Here is a 19,919-nt window from a genome sequence, read left to right as displayed (position 1 = left end):
CGCGGGCGGTGTCACCGGTGCTTCCGCAGCAGCTCGGCGACCTGACGCAGCGTGAGGGAGCGTTCGAAGTCGTCGAGCGGCACGACGACGTCCAGGTCCTCCATGACCAGGGCCAGGATCTCGGCCCGGTCGATGCTGTTGCAGCCGGCCTCCATCAGGGTGTGATCGGCGTCCAGGCGCCCGCCGTCGGCGGCGCCGGGCACCACCTCGACGGCGCGCCGCCGGATGGTGTCGAGGATGTGCCCTTCGCTGTTCTTCGCCGCGTCGGTCATCGGTGACTCCCCTCGGGTCGGTGTGCGGCGAAGAACTCGGTGAGGGCCTCGTTGACGGGGACGGGGCTGGTGAGCCCGGGAAAGTGCCCGGCGTCGGGGATCTCGGTGAGTTCGCTGTCGCCGATCAGTCCGTGCAGCAGATGGACGGTCCTGACCGGGACGACGGTGTCGTACCGGCCGTGCACGATGAGTGTGGGTGTGCTGATGTCCGCCAGCCTGTCCTGGGTACCGGTGTGTCCGGCGAACGTGTCGAGGTAGCGCATCCCCGTCTGCGGGTCCATGCTCTCGCAGCGCAGCAGCGTCGCCAGCAGTCGCTCGCGGGCCGCCGCCAGCCGCTCGGACCCGCTTCCGGTGATGGCCGCGTCCAGGTCCTCGGCGGCCACCCGGGCCAGCTTCGCGACGTCGCCGGGACGGTTCGCGAAGCGGTGGGAGCTGGAGATCAGCGTGAGGCTGGCCGCGCGTTCGGGGTGGCCGAGGACGAAGCTCTGCGCCTGCAGTCCCCCGAAGGAGGCACCGACGACGTGCACCGGCCCGCTGACGCCCAGCGCGTCCAGGACGTGCCGGTGCAGCGCGGACACCTCGTCGAGCCCGAGACCCCCGTCGACCCGGGTACGGCCCACGCCCGGGCGGTGCACCGCCAGCATCCGGTGGTGCGCGCTCAGGGTGCGGAACTGCTCGGCGAACAGACCGGCGCCGAGGTTGAACGGCGGCATCAGCAGTACGGCGGGGCCCCGGCCCGCGTCGAAGACCTCGACCACGCCGCCGGGCACCGGGACCATGCGCGCGCGTACGCCGGGCAGCGCCTCGCGCAGCACGTCGAGGTTGGGATTCGGTTCGGGTTCGGGTTCGGGCGCCGGGACGGCGCGGGGGCGGGTGCCGGTGCGGCGGTAGCGGGCCCGCGCCGCGTGGCCCGGGCCGGCGGTACCGTCGGCGGGCGTCAGGACGATCGGCTCCACGGGGCCGGCCAGGAATCCGGCGACCGCGTCCGCGACGGTGTCCGTCTCGGCGTCGGTGAGGCCCACGGGCACCGCGAGCCGTACCAGGCGCCCGTCCGGGCCGCCCGTCAGGTGCGGGCCGCCCCGCACGCCCGTCTCCCGGTAGAGCGTGGCCAGGAACGACGGTACCGGCGCGGGCAGTTGCGCGTACGGCGCCAGCCGGCCGATGTCGAGGACGACGCAGTGCGCGGCGGCCGGCCCGTCCAGCGGGGCGCCCGCGTCGTGCAGTCGCCCCCACAGCGTGGCGGTGTGCCGCATCCGGTCCCTGACCTGACCCGCCACCCGGTCCAGGTCGTTCGCCGCCACGGCGAGCGTGCGCCGGCCCAGGTCGTGCAGGAACGGGCCGTGCGCGGCCCGTTCGGTGCCGAGCCGGTCGGCGAGGCCGGGCAGGCCGGTGGCGAGCAGACCGCCGGAGTCGACGCCGAAGTCCTTCGGCATGCTGATGGTGACCGCGTCGGCGGTCGCGAGGAGGTCGCGCACCGCCGCCCACACCTCGCGGTCCGGCCGTCCCGCCTCGTCGGCGGCGACGTGGAAGGCGTTGTCCACGATCCGGGTCGCGTCGATGACCAGCGGGATGTCACCGCCGAGCGTCCTGCGGACCTCGGTCAGGCCGCGCAGGGAGACCGGGTGCCCGCCCCCGGAGTTCGTGGAGACCTCCAGACAGACGAAGGAGACCGGCGGCACGGCCGCGTCCAGGGCCGCGCGCAGCGCGACGGGATCCACATCGGACCTGAACGGCCGCGAGGGGGTGCCGGGCGGGTCCAGTGCGACGGGGCGGAACCCGTTCTCGGCCAGGCTGAACAGCCAGGTCGGGAAGAGCCCGTTGTGCAGGACGGTGCCGCGTCCGCCGGGCCACAGCTGGCACAGCAGGGACTCGGCGGCCCGGCCCGACGGGGTGGCGACGACATGCTTGAACGGCAGCCATGGCGCACCGCGGTCCTCGATGTCCTGCCCGTCGGTGAAGGCCCCGGCGGTGAGTTCGGCCATCCGCCGGGTCACCGACGGGTGGTCGAGCTCGGCCCAGGAGTCGGTGAGGAGGTCGAAGGGGACCTGCCCGGCGGGCAGCAGGACGGGGTTGTGTCCGTGCGCGGCGAGCTGCCGTTCGCGCAGCCGGGGTTCGTCCGGATCCGCCGCGGAGGCCCGAGTGCTGAGGACGATCCTGCCGTTCCGGCGCCGTGGCCCCGGCTCGGCGGTCCGTGGCGCGGGGGCCGGTTCCGGGACGGTGAACCAGTGCCCGGTGCGGGTGAACGGGACTCCCGGCAGCGTCGTCCGGCCCGGGACCGTGGTCCACAGACGCTCCCACGGGACCTGTGCCCCGGCCGTCCAGGCGGCTGCCACCGCGTGCGGGTCGTCGAGGTCGAGGGCCGCCCCGGATGCGGCGGCACCCGTCGGAGCGGACACCGTGGCGGCGGCCAGCTCCTGCAGTGCGGCGCGGAGTTCGTCCGGGCCGGCGGCGACCACGGCGTGGCGGACCGGGAACTCCGCACGGCCCCTCTGCATGGTGTACGCCACCCTGTCCAGCGGGATCGCGGGGTCGCGTTCCAGGGCCTGGGCCAGCTTCGCGGCGTATTCCCGCAGCGCTTCCCCGTTCGGCGCCGACAGCGGGAACACCCGGGGGTGTCCGCCCGTGGCGGGGCGCCCGGGAGGGTCGTACGCCTCCACCACGACGTGCGCGTTGCTGCCGCCGAAACCGAAGGAGCTGACGCCCGCCCGCCACACGGTGCGGTCGCCGTCCCGCGCGCCCCGCCACGGCTCGGCGCCGCTCAGGAGCCGGAACGGGGAGCCGTCGAGCCGCAGGTACGGGTTGACGGCCTCCAGGTGCAGGTTCCCGGGCAGGGTCCGGTGCCGCAGGCACAGCAGCAGCTTCAGCAGGCCGGCGATGCCGGAAGCGGCCTCCAGGTGACCGATGTTGGTCTTGACCGCGCCGATCGCGACATGGGGCTCCTCGGGCGGGGGCAGTTCCCAGTCCTCGTACAGCGCGGCGAATGCCTTCTTCATCCCTTCGATCTCGATCGGATCGCCGAGCCGGGTGCCGGTGCCGTGGCTCTCCAGGAAGGTCACGGTGCGCGGGTCGACACCCGCGCGGCGATGGGCCCGCACCAGGACCCGCGCCTGTGCCTCCGGGTCGGGTGCGGTGAGCGAGGCGGTGCGGCCGCAGTGGTTGACGGCGGTGCCCTTGATCACGGCGTGGATGTGGTCGCCGTCGGCCTCGGCCCGCCGCAGCGGTTTCAGCAGCACGGCGCCCACGCCCTCGCCGCGGACGTAGCCGTCGGCGGCGGCGTCGAAGGTCTTGCAGCGGCCGTCGGGGCTGAGCATCTCCGCCCGCAGGAAGGCCCGGAACAGGGAGGGACCGAGGACGGCGTTGACTCCGCCGACGATGGCCATCGTGCACTCGCCGTCGGCCAGCGAGCGGACGGCGTGGTGCAGCGCGACCAGTGAACTGGAGCAGGCCGTGTCCACGGCTTCGCTGGGGCCGCGCAGGTCGAACCGGTGCGAGACCCGGTTGGCGAGCACGGAGTGTGCGATGCCGGTGGCCATGTGCGCCTGCACGGGCACGCCGTGACCGGTCATCAGGTCGTTGTAGTCCGTGGTGGCGACCCCGACGAAAAGGCCGGTGTCCGTGCCGGCCAGGTCGTCCGGGCGGTAGCCGGCGTCCTCGATGACGCTCCACGCGGTCTCCAGGAACAGCCGCTGCTGCGGGTCCATCAGCGCCGCCTCGCGCGGTGAGATCCGGAACCGGCCGGCGTCGAAGGCGCCGATCGAGTCGAGGAACCCGCCGCGCCGGCCGGCGATCTCCGGGTCTGCGCGCAGGTCGGTCCGGTCCTCGGGCACGGGTCCCGTGAGGTCGTCCCCGGCGATCAGCCGACGGTAGAACCCGTCGAGGTCGTCGGCACCCGGCATGCGGCCGGCCATGCCGATGACGGCGATGTCCGTGTCCCGGGCCCCGGTGATGTGGGGGACGGCGGCGCGGACGTCACCGACGGGGTCGGCGGCGGCGGGCATCGCGGCGCCGCGTTCCCCGACCTGATGGGCCGCCACCCGGGTCTCCGCCACCCGGGCTTCCGCCGCCCGGGTCTCCGCCGCCCGGGTCTCCTCCACCCCGGTCTCCGCCACCCCGGTCTCCGCCACCCCGGTCTCCGCCACCCTGTCTTCCACCACCTGGGTCCCGGTCACCCGATGTTCCCTCACCAGGTGGCGGGCGAACCGGGCCAGCGTCGGGTGCTCGAACAGGGCGGTGGGCAGCAGGTCGAGACCGTACGTCTCGTTGACCTGGTTGACCAGCTCCGTCAACGACAGCGAGTCGAAGCCGAGTTCCATGAGATCGGCGTCCGTGTCGACCTCGCCCTCGTCCACCAGGAGGAACGCGGCGGCGAGGGTCCGCAGGGTCCGCTCCACCTCGGGCAGCGCGTCCGGGACCGCGGCGGAGGGCGGCTCCGGTGCACGGCTCTCGTCCCGCTCCGTGCGTTCGACCACGACGACGTGGCTGTCGGACAGCGCCAGCGCCCGGTCGAACGCCCGCAGTCCGGACTCGGGCGGCATGGGCACCATCCCCCATCGGCGTTCGAAGAGCCGCCGCGTGGGTCCGTCCACGCTCATTCCGCCGCCGTCCCACAGCGGCCAGCCGATCGACACGGTGCGGCCCCGTCGCCCGCCCGTCCGGCGCCGCTGCTCGCGTGCCGCGGCGAACGCGTCGAGGTAGGCGTTGGCGAACGCGTAGTCCGCCTGGCCGAGGTTGCCGGTGACGGCGGCGACCGAGGAGAACAGGACGAAGCAGTCGAGCGGCTCGTCCCGGGTGGCCTCGTCCAGGTGCACGGCCCCGTACACCTTGGGCGCGATGACCTCCGCCACCTCGGCGCGGGTCTTCTCCGCCGCCCGGCGGTCACGGGTGATGCCCGCGGCGTGCAGAACCCCGCGCAGCGGACCGTACCGTTCGCGGATCACGCCGATCAGGTCCATGACCTCGCGCCGTGACGTCACATCGGCGCGCAGATAGCGGATCCGCGCCCCCGGCCCGGCGAGGGCGGTGAGCCGTGCGGTCTCGGCCGGGTCCAGGGCGCGCCGGCCGGCCAGGACGACCGTGACGGGCCACTGGGCGAGGTACGCGGCGAAGCGCAGGCCGAGTGCGCCCGCGCCGCCGGTGATCAGATAGGTGCCGGCCGGCTGGAACCGCGGGCTGTCGGCAGGCCGGCGCTCCGCCCAGTGCAGCCGCCACCGCGCGCCCCCGTCGTAGGCGACCGATTCCGCGGACTCCGCCGGCTCGTGGACGAGTTCGGACAGGAGGTGACCTGCCACCGTCGGCGGGTCCGCGTCGAGCCGGACGCTCGTGGCGCGCAGCCCGCTGTGCTCCAGGGAGAGGGACGCCAGGGCGCCGGACACCGCGGCATAGGCCGGCTCCGCCGCCGTATGGCCGAAGACGACCCGCAGCGGCCGTCCCGGGTCGGCGGCGAGCACGGCGGCGGTGAGGGACAGCACCGTGTGCACTCCCGCGTCGAGCTGGGCGCTCAGCGGGCCGGCTCCGGCGACGTACACGAGGGTGTCCGGCAGCCGCCCTTCGGCGGCGCGCTCCTCCACCCAGGCGCGCCGGTCGTCGTCCGTGTCCCCCGGCTCCGCGAACGGGCATGTCCCTCCCGCCTCGCGGACGCCGGCCGCGAGGGCCTCGCGCACGCCGGGGCCGGCACCGACCACCAGGACCCGGCCGGGCGCCCGCGGGGCACCGGCGACGGGTTCCGTCCGCCACTCGGGCACGTGGTACCGCGTCGCTCCGCCGGCGGCGGACCCGCCGTCGCCCCGGCCGCCGGCCGGTACGGCGGCCGCATCACCCTGCCGCTGCCCCGAGGCGACCGACGCGACCGACGCGTCCGGCGCGGCGGGCGCGGCGGGCGCGGCGGGCGCGGCGGGCGGCGCCGTCCCGGCCGGGGTGGTCCGGTGCCGGTCCTCTCCTCCGGCGACAGGACCGTGAGCCGCCGATCCGCCGTGCTCCCCACCGGGAGCGGTACGGGCGACCACGGCCCGGCCGTCCTGCCCGTCCGCGAGGGAGCCGAGCGGGGGTGTGACCGGCGCGCCGGCCGCGGCGGGCGGCGTCGGCGTGGCCGGGGTGATCCAGTGCCGGGTCCGCTCGAACGGGTACGTCGGGTAGGGCACCCTCCGGGGCGGCTGCGGCGGCCACAGCGCGCGCCAGTCCGGTCGGCCGCCCGACACCCAGGAGCGGGCCCGCGTCAGCAGGCCGGGTGCGGTGTCGGGCGGCGGGGGCGAGGGGTCCGTCCCGGCGCGGACGATACCGGGAGCGTCCTCCCCGCGGGCGAACGCGCCGAGCAGCGCGGCGAGTTCCGGGATGCCGGCGGCGCGGAAGGCCACGCGTACGGCCATCTCACGGCGGCCGGTCTGGCTGGTGAAGCACAGCGCGTCGAGGGGCGGCGCCGGGTCGGCCGCCGTGAGGAAGGCGGCGATCCGGTCCGCGTACGCGGTCAGCTGCGCCGGGGTCCTTGCCGACAGCAGGAACAGCTGCTCGCCCGCGCGGCCGGCCGCCGCGGCGGGCCGTGGCGGCGGTTCCTCCAGGACCAGATGCGCGTTGGCGCCGCCCGCGCCGAACGAGCTCACTCCCGCGCGCAGGGGTCCGCCCGGCTCCGCCGGCTCCCACGCGGCCGACGTGCGGGGCAGGAAGAACGGGCTGCCCGCCAGGGCGATCTTCGGGTTCACGACGTCCAGGCCGACGCAGGGTGCCAGCGTGCGGTGGCGCAGTTGCAGCAGGGTCCGGGTCAGGCCCGCGATGCCGGCGGCGCCCTCCAGATGGCCGATGTTCGCCTTCACCGAGCTCACCCCGCACCTGCCCGGAGCGGCACCCGCGTCCGCGAAGGCCCGGGCGAGGGCCGCGAACTCGATCGGGTCGCCGAGTTCGGTGCCGGTGCCGTGGGCCTCGATGTACGAGACGGTGCGCGGCTCCACGCCCGCCCGGCGCAGCGCGTCGCTGATCAGCGCGGCCTGCGCGTTCGGGTTCGGCACGGTGTACCCACCGGTCTTGCCGCCCGCGTTGACCGCGCTGCCCTTGATCACGGCCCAGATGTCGTCGCCGTCCTCCATCGCCCGGCCGAGCGGTTTGAGCAGCACGGCGCCGACGCCCTCGCCGGGGACGAACCCGTCCGCCCGCTCGTCGAACACCTTGGCCGCGCCGTCGGCGGACAGCATGTTCAGCGCGGACAGCGACACATGGTGGGACGGGTGCAGGATCAGGTTCACCCCGCCCGCGATCGCGGTGTCGCACTCGCCGCGGCGCAGGCTCTCGCAGGCCAGGTGGACGGCGGTGAGGGAGGAGGAGCAGGCGGAGTCGACCGCCATGCTGGGACCGGTGAAGTCGAAGAAGTACGAGACCCGGTTGGCCACCGACCAGTACGACGAGTGGGCGCCGCTGAGCTGCCCGTCGCGCCAGAGCGTGGCCCCGAGCTGGCCGTAGGTGCCGTACATCAGGCCCGCGAAGACCCCGGTGCGGGGCACGTGGGTGTGCGTGCCCAGGTAGCCGGTCTCCTCCAGCAGGTTCCACACGGTCTCCAGGAAGAGCCGTTCCTGCGGGTCGACGGCGGCCGCGTCGCGGGCGAGGATGCCGAAGAACGCAGGGTCGAACCGGTCGACGTCGTCGAGGAATCCGCCCCATCGGCTGTAGCTGTGCTGGGGGGTGCCCCGCCGGGGGTCGAAGTGGGTGCGCCAGTCCCAGCGGTCCGCCGGGACCTCGGTGACGCTGATGGTGCCCGCGGCCAGGTTCTCCCAGAAACGCCGCACGTCGGGCGCGCCGGGGTAGCGTCCGCTGACGCCGATCACGGCGATGTCGCCGTCACGCGTCCTGGGGGCCGGCGCCTGGGCGGGCGGCCGCGGTGCCGCCGCGGGCAGCACGGTGCCGAGCCGCTCGGCGTGTTCGCGCTCCAGGTGGGCGGCGAGCCGCTCGATGGTGAGGTGCTCGAAGAGCAGGGTCGCCGGCAGATCGCCGAGGTCCCGGGCGAACCGGTCGACGATCCGCAGGCTGACGAGGGAGTCGATCCCGAAGGTCTCGAAGGTGGCCCGGTCGTCGAGGTCCTCCTCGCGGAAACCGAGCACCTCGGCGAAGACCTTCCGCACATAGTCCGCCGCCGCCGTCGGCGTCTGCCGATCCGCGGCCGGCGGCGCCTGACGCCCCGCCGTCGTCGACGCCCGACGCCCCGCCACCGCCGGCGGCGCCTGGCGCCCCGCCGTCGCGGACGGCCGCTCGGCCACGATGAGGCACTGCTCCAGGTCCGCCGCCGGCACACCGGGTGCGCCTTCGACGCCCAGGGGGTGCAGCCCCGCGGCGGCCAGCGCGTCCTGCCACTGGCCGGGGGCCAGCAGCGGGGCGCCGGGCAGCCTGCGTTCGCCGTCCTCGGCGGCCCACCAGTCCGGGGTGAGGCCGAAGGTGACGGTCAGATAGTCGGAGACCCGGGTCACCTCGTTGATCAGCAGCAGCCCACCGGGACGCAGCAGGGACGCGGCGTTCCGGAGTGCGGTGTGGATGTCCGCGGTGGCGTGCAGGACGTTCGTGGCGAGGACGACGTCGTGAACGCCCTCCTCGAAGCCCTGTCCGGCCGGGTCGCGCGCGATGTCGAGCTGCCGGAAGGTGAGGCCGGCGTAGCGGCCGCCGAACTCCTGCTCGCCATGGCGCAGGAACGCCGTGGAGATGTCGGTGTAGCAGTACGTGTGGTGCCGCCCCGCCGCGGCGCAGGCGGCCAGCACCGCCGCGGTGCTGCCGCCGGTGCCCGCGCCGATCTCCAGCAGCCGCGCCGGGCGGTCGCCGGCCGCGCGTACGGCGTCGGCGGCCCGGTGCGCGAGCAGCGCGTTGATGTGGTCGGCGATCGGCTGACCGCGGTAGACGTCCTCGACGATCGCGAGGCTGCCCTGCGGGAAGAGCACCTCCATGTGGCCGCGCCTGCCGGTGAGGACGTCCGGGAGGGCGTCGGCGCAGGTCTGCAGCAGCCGCACGTGCGGTGCCATCTCCGGGTGCGTCTCCAGAAGGCCGGCGAGGCCGGCTGCCGCCCTGCCGTCCGCGGGCAGCGGCACCACGGTGTCGCCGTCCAGGCGGAGCGCGCCGGAGCGTTCCAGCATCCGCAGGACGGCGTGGAGCAGCCTCCGGTGGTGGGGCGCGCCGCTGGTCAGCGCCTCCAGTTCGGTGACCGGGATCCGCCGGCCGGGCCGGTCCAGTCCGCCGAAGCCCGCCATGGCGGCCCGGACCAGGTCGCGGGCCGCCCCGTCCAGGGCCGCGAAGGCGGCTCGCGCGCCGTCCAGGCGCGGATCGTTCGCCTCGGCCCCGGAGGTGACGGGCGGTGCGCCGATGCCGAACTGGGCCAGCCCGAGCGGCTCCGCCCGCAGGACCAGGGCCTGCGGCAGGCCCGCGGACAGCACCCTGGACACGGCGGCCAGCCCCTCGGCCGGCTCGACCGAGCCGACGCCGAGCCCGGCGAGCCGGCGGGCGTAGCGTTCGTCGGCCACCGCGCCGACACCGCCCCAGTAGCCCCAGTTGATGACGGAGACGGGGTGGCCGAGCCGGCGCAGCCGGGCGGCGTACGCGTCCTCGAACATGCTGGCCGCCGCGTAGTTGGCCTGTCCGGCGCTGTCGGTGAAGGAGACCGCGGAGGAGAAGTAGAGGAGGAAGTCCAGGTCCTCGTCGCGCAGCGCCTCGTACAGGTTCTGCGCTCCGGTGGTCTTGGGGCGGCCGACCTCGTCCAACGTCTGCCGTTCCAGGTTGACGACCGTGCGGTCGCGCAGCACCAGGGCGCTGTGGAAGGCGCCGTCGACGCCGCCCCACTCGGCGCGCACGGCGGCGACGGCCGCCCGCAGCGCCGGCGCGTCGGCCACATCGGCACTGAAGTAGCGTGCCTGCCCGCCGTGTTCGGTCAGCTCGCCGAGGAGCGCCCGGATGTCCGGGTCGTCCGCGGGCCGCCTGCCGACCAGCGCCAGCCGGGCGTGCCGGGTGGCCGCGAGGTGGCGGCACAGCTCCCGGCCGATGCCGCCGGCACCGCCGACGACCAGGTAGACGCCGCCGTCCCGGTAGGGGTCGGCGCCGGGGGCGGGCAGGCCGGCCGGGACGAGCCGCTGGACGTAGCGGCCCGTGCGGCGCAGGGCGACGAGCCGGCCGGTGCCGGGTTCGGCGAGGATCCTGGCGGCCAGTTCCTCCGGATCCCCGTCGGCCGCGCCGATGTCGAGGCACTGCACCAGCCACCGCGGGTATTCGGCGGCCACGGCCCGGACGAGGCCCTGCGCCGCCGCCGCATACGGCAGCCGTGCCGCCGGGTCCACGTCGTCCTCGCCCGCCACCACGAGGGTGAGCCGTGGCGCACGGTGCGCCTGCCCGGAGGAGGCCATGGCGCCCAGTGCGCTCAGCACGGCGGGCGCCGTGTCCTCGTCGGGCCGCCCGCAGGCCAGTAGGTACACGGCGTCGCACCGCTCCCAGTCCACGCCGGACGGCGGGCCGGACGCGTCCGCCGTCAGCAGCGCGGTGTCCGGGCCGGGGACGCCGGCCACCAGGGCCCGGGCGAGTTCCGCCGGTCCGCTCAGGTGCAGGACCACGGTCCGTCCGCCGGCCGCGGGGCGTTCCCGCGGCGGCTCGGACCGCCAGACCGGCACATAGACCATGCCCTCCAGCGGGTCGGCCGGCGGCCGCAGCGCGAAGCCGCCGATCGTCACGCACACGGTTCCGTGCCCGTCGGCCAGGCGCACCCTGAAGCCGCGCTCCTCGCGCACCGCGTGCACGGTCAGCGGGGCGTCCGGCGGGGGCCGCAGCACGGTCACCTCGTCCGCGGCGAACGGCACCGCGGGCCGTCCCGCGGGCAGCAGGACGGACACGGTCTGCATCGCCGCGTCCAGCACCGCCGGGTGCAGGGGGTAGGGGCCCGCAGGGCCGGCGGGCGCCGGGTCGAGGGTGGCGATGGCCTCGTCGGCGCTGAAGCGGACGTCCCCGAGCAGCCGGAAGTTCGGTCCGTAGACCACACCGGCGGCGGCGAAGTCCGCGTACAGCTCCGCCGCGGTCCGCAGTCGCCCGCAACGGCGCAGCACCGCCGTGCCGTCGACGCGCTCCGCCCGGGTGCCCGCGGGCGGCGGTGCGGCCACGCAGGTGGCGTACTCGGTGCCGTTCTCGTCGTGCAGGGCGAATCGGCGGTCCGCCGGCCCTGCCGGGCGCAGGGAGACGAGCAGGTCCCGTGGGCCGCGGAACTCGCAGGGGCGGGGCCAGCGGACCGCCGTGAGCCGCAGCGGCTCCGGGCCCGCCGCCGACACGGCGAGGGCGATCGCCGCGGCTGCGGGCAGGAGCCGGAGGCCGCCCACGCGGTGGCCGTCGACCAGCGGGTCGTCGGGGGCGATACGCCGGCGGAACGTGGGGACGCCGACCGGGTCCCGGTCACCGTCCGGTTCTGGGACACGGTCCCTGTCACCGTCCGGGTTCGGGACAGGGTCCCTGTCACCGCCCGAGCTCAGGGCACGGTCCCTGTCACCGCCCGAGCTCAGGGCACGGTCCCTGTCACCGTCCGAGTTCGGGACACGGTCCCTGTCACCGCCCGAGCTCAGGACACGGTCCCGGCCACCGCCCGGGTTCGGGGCGCGGTCCCGGCCACCGCCCGGGTTCGGGGCGCGGTCCCGGCCACCGCCCGGGTTCGGGGCGCGGTCCCGGCCACCGCCCGGGTTCGGGGCGCGGTCCCGGCCACCGCCCGGGTTCGGGGCGCGGTCCGGCCAGTGCCGCTCGCGGGCGAACGGGTACGCCGGCAGGGAGATCCGGCGCGCCCCCGGCCCCCCGTACAGCGCGGCCCAGTCGACCGGTTCGCCCCGTACGTACGCGGCGGCGATCCCCTCCGGTGAGGTGTCGCCCGGCCGGCGGCCGTCCCCCGGGTCCACGGGGTCGGGCGGGGCCATGCCCCGCAGCCGGCCGGGGCCCGGCTCGCCGGCCGCCGCGGCGCGCAGCGCGTGGCGCAGCGGTTCGGTCCCGTCGACGACGAACGCCGCCCGCGCACGCAGGTGCCGGCGTCCGGTGGCGAGGGTGTGGGCGACGTCGCGCAGTCGCACCCCGGGGGTGGCGTCGAGGTGGTCGGCCAGCCGGGACAGGATCTCGTTCAGGGTGGCTTCGGTCCGCGCCGAGACCGGCACCACGAGCCGCTCCGTGCCGTGCGTCCGGGCGTTGGCCGGGCGGGCCGGGGCCTCGGCCACCACGAGGTGGCCGTTCGTGCCGCTGAAGCCGAAGCTGCTGACCGCCGCGATCCGCGCGCCGCCGCGGGACGGGCGCCACTCCGTCAGTTCGGTCACCGGGAAGAACGGGCTCCCCCGGAAGTCGATCTTGTCGTTCGGGATGGTGTAGCCGGGGGTGGGCGCGAGACGCCCGTGCCGCAGCGACAGCAGCACCTTCAGCAGGGAGGCGATCCCGGCGGCGGTCGTGGTGTGCCCGATGTTCGCCTTCACCGAGCCCAGGCCGCAGTATCCGGTCCGGTCGGTGTCCGCGCGGAACGCCTCCGTGAGCGCCTTGACTTCGATCGGGTCGCCGAGCGGCGTGCCCGTGCCGTGCGCCTCCACGTAGCCGATGTCCTCCGCGCTCAGCCCGGCCCTTCGCAGCACCGAGCGGATCAGGGCGGCCTGCGAGGCGGCGCTGGGTGCCGTGATGCCGTTGGTCTTGCCGTCCCCGTTGATGCCGCTGGCCCGGATCACGCCGTGCACCTGGTCACCGTCGGCGAGCGCGGCGTCGAGGCGTTTCAGTACGACGACGCCGACCCCCTCGCCGAGGACGATGCCGTCGGCGGTGGCGTCGAACGGCGCGGACCTGCCGCTGGGGGACAGCATCCCGGTCTGGCTGGTACGGATCAGCAGTTCGGGCGTGACCATCACGGCGACGCCACCGGCCAGCGCCGCGGTGCACTCGCCGCGGCGGATGCTCTCACAGGCGAGATGGACCGCCACCAGGGAGGAGGAGCAGGCGGTGTCGACGGCGAGGGTGGGGCCGGTGAGGTTGAGGAAGTACGCGATCCGGGCCGCGAGGATGGACGGCGCGTTGCCGAGGAACGCCTGCCCGGAGTCCTGGCGGCCGCTGTCGGCGAGCAGACGGGCGTAGTCGTTGGCGGCGCACCCGGCGAACACTCCGATGTCGCGCTCACCGGTGCCGCCCGCGTATCCGGCGTCTTCCAGCGCCCGGAACGCCTCCTGCAGGAACAGCCGTTGCTGCGGGTCCATGGCCTGCGCCTCCAGCGGCGACAGGTGGAAGAACGCCGGGTCGAACGCGTCGACCCCGCTGAGCATGGCCGCCCACCGGCTGTAGGTCCTGCCCTCGGCACCCCGGCGGGCCTCGAAGGCGGGCCGGCAGTCGAAGCGTTCGACCGGCACCTCGCCGATCTCACAGCGGCCGGCGGCGAGGTTGCGCCAGAAGGCGTCCAGGTCGTCGGCGCCCGGGAGACGACCGGACATGCCGATGACGGCGATCTCCTGCGACCCGGTGAACCGGTCCCCGCCGGCAGGCCGCGCGGCCCCGGTGGAGAGGTCCCCGGCGGGGCGGGATGCGTCTGCCGGGCCGGTGGGGGCGTCGGCGGGGAGGCCCGCCCCGCCGTGCACCCGCGACGGCACCGTCGCGGGCACAGGCGCAGGCGCCGGCGCCGGCGCATCGACCGGGCGTCCCGCTTCGTCCCCGGCCGGCACCCCGGCCGGCATCCCGGCCGGTCCCCCGGCCGACGCCCCGGCCATCGGCACGGGCGCGGACACCGGCACGGGCGCGGGCGCGGACGCCGGCGCGGGCACGGGCGCGGACACCGGCACAGACACCGGCGCGGGCGCGGACACGGGCGCTGGGAGGTGTACGACCCCGCCGGACGGCGGCACCGCGCCGGGTGACGGCGGTTCGGCCGTCGGGGCGTGGCTTTCCGGCTCCAGGGGGGCGAGGGTGACCGGCGAGCCCGCCGGGTCGGGTGACTGCGGCGGGACCGGCGGGGCCGTCTCCGGTAACGCCCGGGGGTGCGCCGGAGCAGGGGCCATCGCCGCCGCGTGCAGGGACCGTTGCTCCTCGATCGCCGTGGTCACCAGCTCGGTCAGCCGGGGGACCGTGGGGTGGTCGTAGACCGCGACGGAGTCCAGGTCGAGCCCGTAGCGCTGGTTCAGGTCCCGGACCACCTCCACGGCGCCGACCGAGTCCAGACCCATCTCGTTGAACGTCAGCCCCGCGTCCAGCTCCGCCGGCTCGACGTAGAGCAGCGCGCCGAGCGCTTCCCGTACCGCCCGCTCGACGTGGTCGGCGGCGCCCGGCTCCACGACGGGCGGCGGCTGCGGGGCCGCCGGCCGCGCGGGGCCGTCGCCGCGGTCCTTGTGCCGGGCGTGGATACGGTCCAGGGACTCCTCGCCCAGCACCTCCCGGTGCATCCGCACCTCCCGGTCGAGGACGCCGGGCAGCTCCGTCCGCACCCGGCTCGCGAACTCGGCCTTGAGCGCGCCCGTCGCGACGGCCGGGTGACCGGCGATCGACCGGGCCAGGTCGAGGGCGGCGGGCAGCACCTCGGCCTGCGGCAGCACCGTGACACCGGCGCCGCGCCCGGCCAGCTCGCTCCCCGGATAGGAGCGCCCGGTCAGGAGCATCTCGTGGGCGAGGGCCCGGCCGAGCCGGTGCTCCAGGATGTACGTGGCTCCCATGCCCGGAGTGAAGCCGTACTTCAGGAAGTTCGCGCTGTACGTGCTGTCCGCGGACAGGACCACGACGTCCGCGTACATGCCGAAGGTGAGGCCGCCGCCGGACGCGTGCCCCTGCACCGCGGCCACCACCGGCTTGCGGCACCCCGTCAGCGCCCCGTAGACCAGGGGCTCGTCGGTGAAGGCGCCCCGGCCGCGGGCCAGGTCCTCAAGGGCTTCGGGGGTGGCACCCATGCTGAAGACGGTGTCGCTGCCGGTGACCACCACCGCGCGCACATCGTCACGCGTGTCGACCTCCGCGAAGACATCGGCCAGTTCGCGCAGCAGCCGGTCGGTGAACATGGGCTCGCCGAGCACGACCAGGGCCACGCCGTGTTCGAGCACCCGCAGCTCCGCTCCGCCGGTCGCCGACGTGACGGTGCCCGATGCCCGGGAGGGCTTCCGCCCGTGCGCCCGTTCCCAGGCGCCGAGCCAGTACGGCTCTTCCCGGAACGGATAGCCGGGCAGCGGGATCCGCCGCAGGTCACCGGCCGGCAGTTGCCCGTGTTCCGGGTCCCGGTCCTTGTCCGGGTCCTGGTCCTTGTCCGGGTCCGGGCCCTGGTCCCGGTCCGCGGCGGCGCCTGAGCCCGCCGGGACGCCGTCGTCGATGATCCGGGCCAGCTCCCGGCGCAGTTCCGGAATGCTCCGCACCACCACCTCCGTCCGGCAGGACATCCGCGCCCGGCCGGCCCGGAGGGTGTGCGCGAGGTCGGCGAGGTAGGCGTCCTCCGTGCCGTCGGGCAGCCGTAGCGTGGCCAGATGGGCGTCCAGCGCCCGGGCCTGGTCGCGCAGCGCGTCCTCGTCGCGGGCCGAGAGGATCACCCGCCGCGGGCCGTGGGGCACCGCGGCCCGCGGCGGGGGAAGGTGCTCCTCGACCACCACGTGGGCGTTGGCCCCGCCCGCCCCGAACGCGCTGATGACGGCCCGCCGCGGGACGCCGTCCGGAACGGTCCAGTCGGCGCACTCGCGCTGCACGGCGAAGGGGGAACGGTCGAAGTCGATCTGCGGGTTGAGCGTCCCGGCGTGCAGCGACGGCACCAGGGTCCGGTGCTTCAGCTGCAACAGGACCTTCGTGAGAGCGGCGATTCCGGCTGCGCTCTCCAGATGCCCGATGTTCGACTTCACCGAGCCGATCGGGCAGCGCACGGGCGCCCGCGTCCCGAATCCGCGCTCCAGTCCGTCGATCTCGATGGGATCGCCGAGCGAGGTGCCCGTGCCGTGTGCCTCCACATAGCCGACCGTCGCCGGGTCGATGCCGCTCGACCGCAGCGAGTCGCTGATCAGGGCCGCCTGTCCGGCCGGGCTGGGGACGGTGAATCCGCTGGTGCGGCCGTTGTGGTTGACCCGCGTGCCCTTGATCACGGCATGGATGTGGTCGCCGTCGGCGCGGGCGCGGGCCAGCGGCTTCAGCAGGACCGCGCCCACGCCCTCGCCCGGCACGTAACCGGTGCCTCCCGCACCGAAGCTGCGGCACCTGCCGTCCTCCGACAGCCAGTGCCCCTGCGCCAGTTGGAGGTACTTCTGCGGGTGCACCATCACATTGACGCCGCCGGCGAGTGCCAGGTCCGACTCGCCGCGGCGGATGCTCTCGGCCGCCAGGTGCAGCGCGGTGAGAGAGGACGAGCACGCGGTGTCCAGCGCGATGCTCGGGCCGCTCAGGTCCAGGGCGTACGAGACCCGGTTGGCCACCGAGGAGTGCAGCGCGGTCGGTGCCACGTCGCCGTCGCCGCCGGTGACCAGCTGGTAGTGGTTCCACATGACGCCGACGAAGACGCCGACGGTCTCGCCCCGCAGCGCCTGCGGCGGGTAGCCGCCGTCCTCCAGGGTGTGCCAGGCGGTGGTGAGGAAGAGCCGCTCCTGCGGGTCCATCCGTTCGGCGTCCTTGCGGGAGATGCCGAAGAACGCGGCGTCGAAGCGGTCGATGCCGTTCAGGAAGCCACCCCAGCGGCCGTAGGTGCGCCCCGGGCGGCTCTTGTCCGGGTCGAAGACGGCCGCGTGGTCCCACCGGTCGGCGGGGATGCCGGTGACGCTGTCACGGCCGGTCCTGAGGTTCTCCCAGAACTCGTCGAGGCTGTCGGCCTGCGGGTAGCGGCCGGCGAGCCCGATGATCGCGATGTCGTCGTCGGCGGCGGCCCGCCCGGCCCCCGGGTGCGCACCGGCCACGGGTCGGGCCACCGCCGGTTCGGCCACCGTGGGTTGGGCCGCCGTGGGTTGGGCCGCCGCCGGTTCGGGTCCTGCCGGTTCGGGTCCCGCCGGTTCGGGCGCCGCCGGTTCGGGCGTTCCCAGGGCCGCATCGATCCGGTCCGGGTCTCCGTGCCCTAGGACGATCCGGTGCTCGCCGGAGGCGAGGGCGGACCACAGGGCCCTGAGCCCGTCCGCCGTCGGCATCGGCCACAGCCCGTGGTCGGTGCGCGCCCGTGCGGCCGCGGCCGGGGGCACGGTCATGCCGCCCTCGGCCCACTGCGGCCAGGCGACGGACAGCGTCCGGCCGCTACGGCGGGAGGCGAAGTGGTCCATGAACGCGTTGGCGTACGCATACGTGCTCTGCCCCGGGCTCGGCAGCACCGCGGCCAGCGAGGAGAAGGTGACGAAGAACTCGGGAGCGAGGTCCCGGGTGGCCGCGTCCAGCGCCAGCAGGCCGTCCGTCTTGGGCGCGAGCACCCGGTCCGTGCGTGCCGGGTCCTCCCGGAAGAAGACCCCGTCCGCGGTGGCGCCCGCGCAGTGCAGCACCCGGTCGATCCGGCCGAACCTGGCGACCGCCTCGCCCACGGCGGCGCGTACCTCCGCCTCCCGGGCCAGGTCCACCGGGCGGTACCAGACCCGGGCGCCCTGCCGTTCCCAGCCGGCGATACGGCGCCGCAGCTCGGCGTCGGCGGGCCGACGGCCCAAGAGGACCAGGGTGACACCGGGTTCACGGGCCAGCCGGGCGGCGAGGTGGCCGGCCAGACCGCCGCCGGCGCCGGTGATCAGGTAGACGGACGCCGCGGGCCCGGGCGGTTCCTCGCGCGCCGGGAGGTCGACACGGGTGTGCCGCAGCACGTGCGGCCGGCCGTGCGCGTAGCGCACATACGGCTCGTCGGGGTCGCCGGCCGCCACCGCCAGCACGTCTTCGGCCCGCGCGGGCCGGTCCAGTTCGACGGCACGGCAGCGCACCGTGGGGACCTCCGCGGTGAGGGCGCGGCACAGCGCGGCCAGTGCGGCGTACTCGGGTGGCGGATCGCCCTGCCCGGCCCGGTACAGCAGGTGCACCCCGGCCGGCGCCGGCAGCGGCCGCGACGCGAGGGCCGCGGCCAGCGCGCGTGCCGTCTCGAAGGCGTGGCGGTCGCCGGGTGCCGGCCCGTCCGGCAGGAGCCGCACGAAAGCGGCGGGGGACGTCCCGTCGTCGGCCAGCCGGTCCAGCAGGGCCTCCCAGTGGTCTCGACGGCGCGGGTCGAGGCGGTAGGCGTCGGGACCGTCGGCGGCGAAGCCGCCGTCGTCCCCGGCGACGACGAGGCGCCGCCCCGGAGGCATGGCCGCCCGCAGGGACGCCACGAGCGCGGGCTCGGCGCCCAGGAGCAGCACATCGCCGGCGGGGGCCGGGGCCGGCGCGGCGTCGACGGGGTGCCAGACGGGCCGGTAGGCGACGGTGACCTGCCGCGCGTCCGCCACGGCCGTCCCGGCGGACGGGTCGGCCGGCGGGTCGGCGGCCGGGAGCGCCGGACCCGATTCCGCGAGATGCCGTGCCAGGTCGTCGACCGTCCCGTACTCGAACAGCAGGGTGGGGTAGAGCGGTTCCCCGAGTACGTTCTCCAGATCGCGGCCGAGCTTCAGCAGCGCGACGGAGTCCAGTCCGAGGCCGTAGAAGCCGGTGCCGGTGTCGATCTCCCCGGCTGTCACCCCGAGTGCACCGGCGGTGAGGTCCCGCAGCAGCGCGACATAGCCGGCCACCGCACCCGCGCGGTCCGCCCGGTCCACGGAGCCGGCCGCCGTCCTCACGTCGGCCGGCTTCACATCAGCCGGCTTCACGTCGGCCGTCACCGCCTCGGACGTCACCGCCTCGGACGTCACCGCCTCGGACGTCACCGCCTCGGACGTCACCGCGTCGGCCGTCACCGCGTCGGCCGTCGCGTCTCCCGTCTCCGGATCCGCGACCAGGGCGGTCACCTGCTCGGGGAACCTGATCCGCTTGCACGTCAGCTGAATGAACTCGGCGACGAGACCACCGTGTTCGTCCAGGATGCGGCAGTCGCTGCGCACGATCTCGCGGGACGGCGCAGCCACCTCGGGCGCGGGCAGGAAGGCGTAGCACCGGCCGCGCAGCCGCCCGGTCGCGCGGAACCGTTCGATGAACATGGGGATGTAGGGATCGCCGGGCGAGCCGGTCATCCCGAACGCGACCAGCGTGGTGGCGTCGAGCTTCGCCGGATGCAGATAGAAGCCGTCCTCCAGTTCCTGGGAGGCCGGGTCGAGGTTCAGCTCGGCCAGCAGATAGTCCGGCCCCTCCCACATGCCGCCGGAGCATGTCATCGACGGCCCGTGCCGGATGTGCTCGGTGCGTGCCTGGGCGTACAGCTCGGCAAGGTCCCGGCGCCGGACCGCCCCGGACTTGAGCGCGGCGAGGTCGGTCGCGGGCTCCGGCTCGGCGGTGGTCCAGGTGATCCGTCCCGAGAGGTTGTCGCGCCACGGCGCGGGGTCCGCCGTACCGCTCCTGCGGCTGCGGGCGGCGACGTCCCAGTCGCCGTCGGCCCGTTCGGTGAGCGTCACCCTGATGTCCCGGCCCGTGTCCGCGCCGGCGGCCACGGCCTCCGCGAAGACGATGTCCCGCAGTTCGCAGCCCGCGCAGTCGAAACCCCGGGCCTGAAGGATCCGGTAGACCACGTCGAGGAACGCCGCGCCGGGGAGGACGGAGACGCCGTGCACCCGGTGGTCGCGCAGGATGAAGTCGTCCGGGGTGAGGCGCAGATCGCAGGTGATGGTCCGCTGAGCCATGTCCGCCAGT

The 19,919-nt window shown here is 75.5% G+C and carries 2 protein-coding genes; both read right to left on the bottom strand.

Features of this window, described 5'->3' with window-relative positions:
• Window positions 1-11 precede the first annotated feature (11 nt).
• Complete coding sequence (locus ACZ79I_RS32095) at window positions 12-272, bottom strand: phosphopantetheine-binding protein (RefSeq protein ID WP_471502014.1); 261 nt, start codon at window positions 270-272, stop codon at window positions 12-14.
• A complete protein-coding gene (locus tag ACZ79I_RS32090; protein WP_471502012.1) occupies window positions 269-19,909 on the bottom strand; it encodes an SDR family NAD(P)-dependent oxidoreductase in 19,641 nt (6,546 codons plus the stop codon). The genes ACZ79I_RS32095 and ACZ79I_RS32090 overlap by 4 nt, the downstream gene beginning before the upstream one ends.
• Between the last annotated feature and the right edge of the window lie 10 nt (window positions 19,910-19,919).

The sequence above is a fragment of the Streptomyces sp. PSU-S4-23 genome (assembly GCF_055632315.1).
This window is presented reverse-complemented; position numbering and strand designations above follow the sequence as displayed.

Excerpts from the sequence above, each read along its gene's own strand:
- ACZ79I_RS32095 (WP_471502014.1), bottom strand. The coding sequence starts at position 272 with ATGACCGACGCGGCGAAGAACAGCGAAGGGCACATCCTCGACACCATC.
- ACZ79I_RS32090 (WP_471502012.1), bottom strand. The coding sequence starts at position 19,909 with ATGGCTCAGCGGACCATCACCTGCGATCTGCGCCTCACCCCGGACGAC.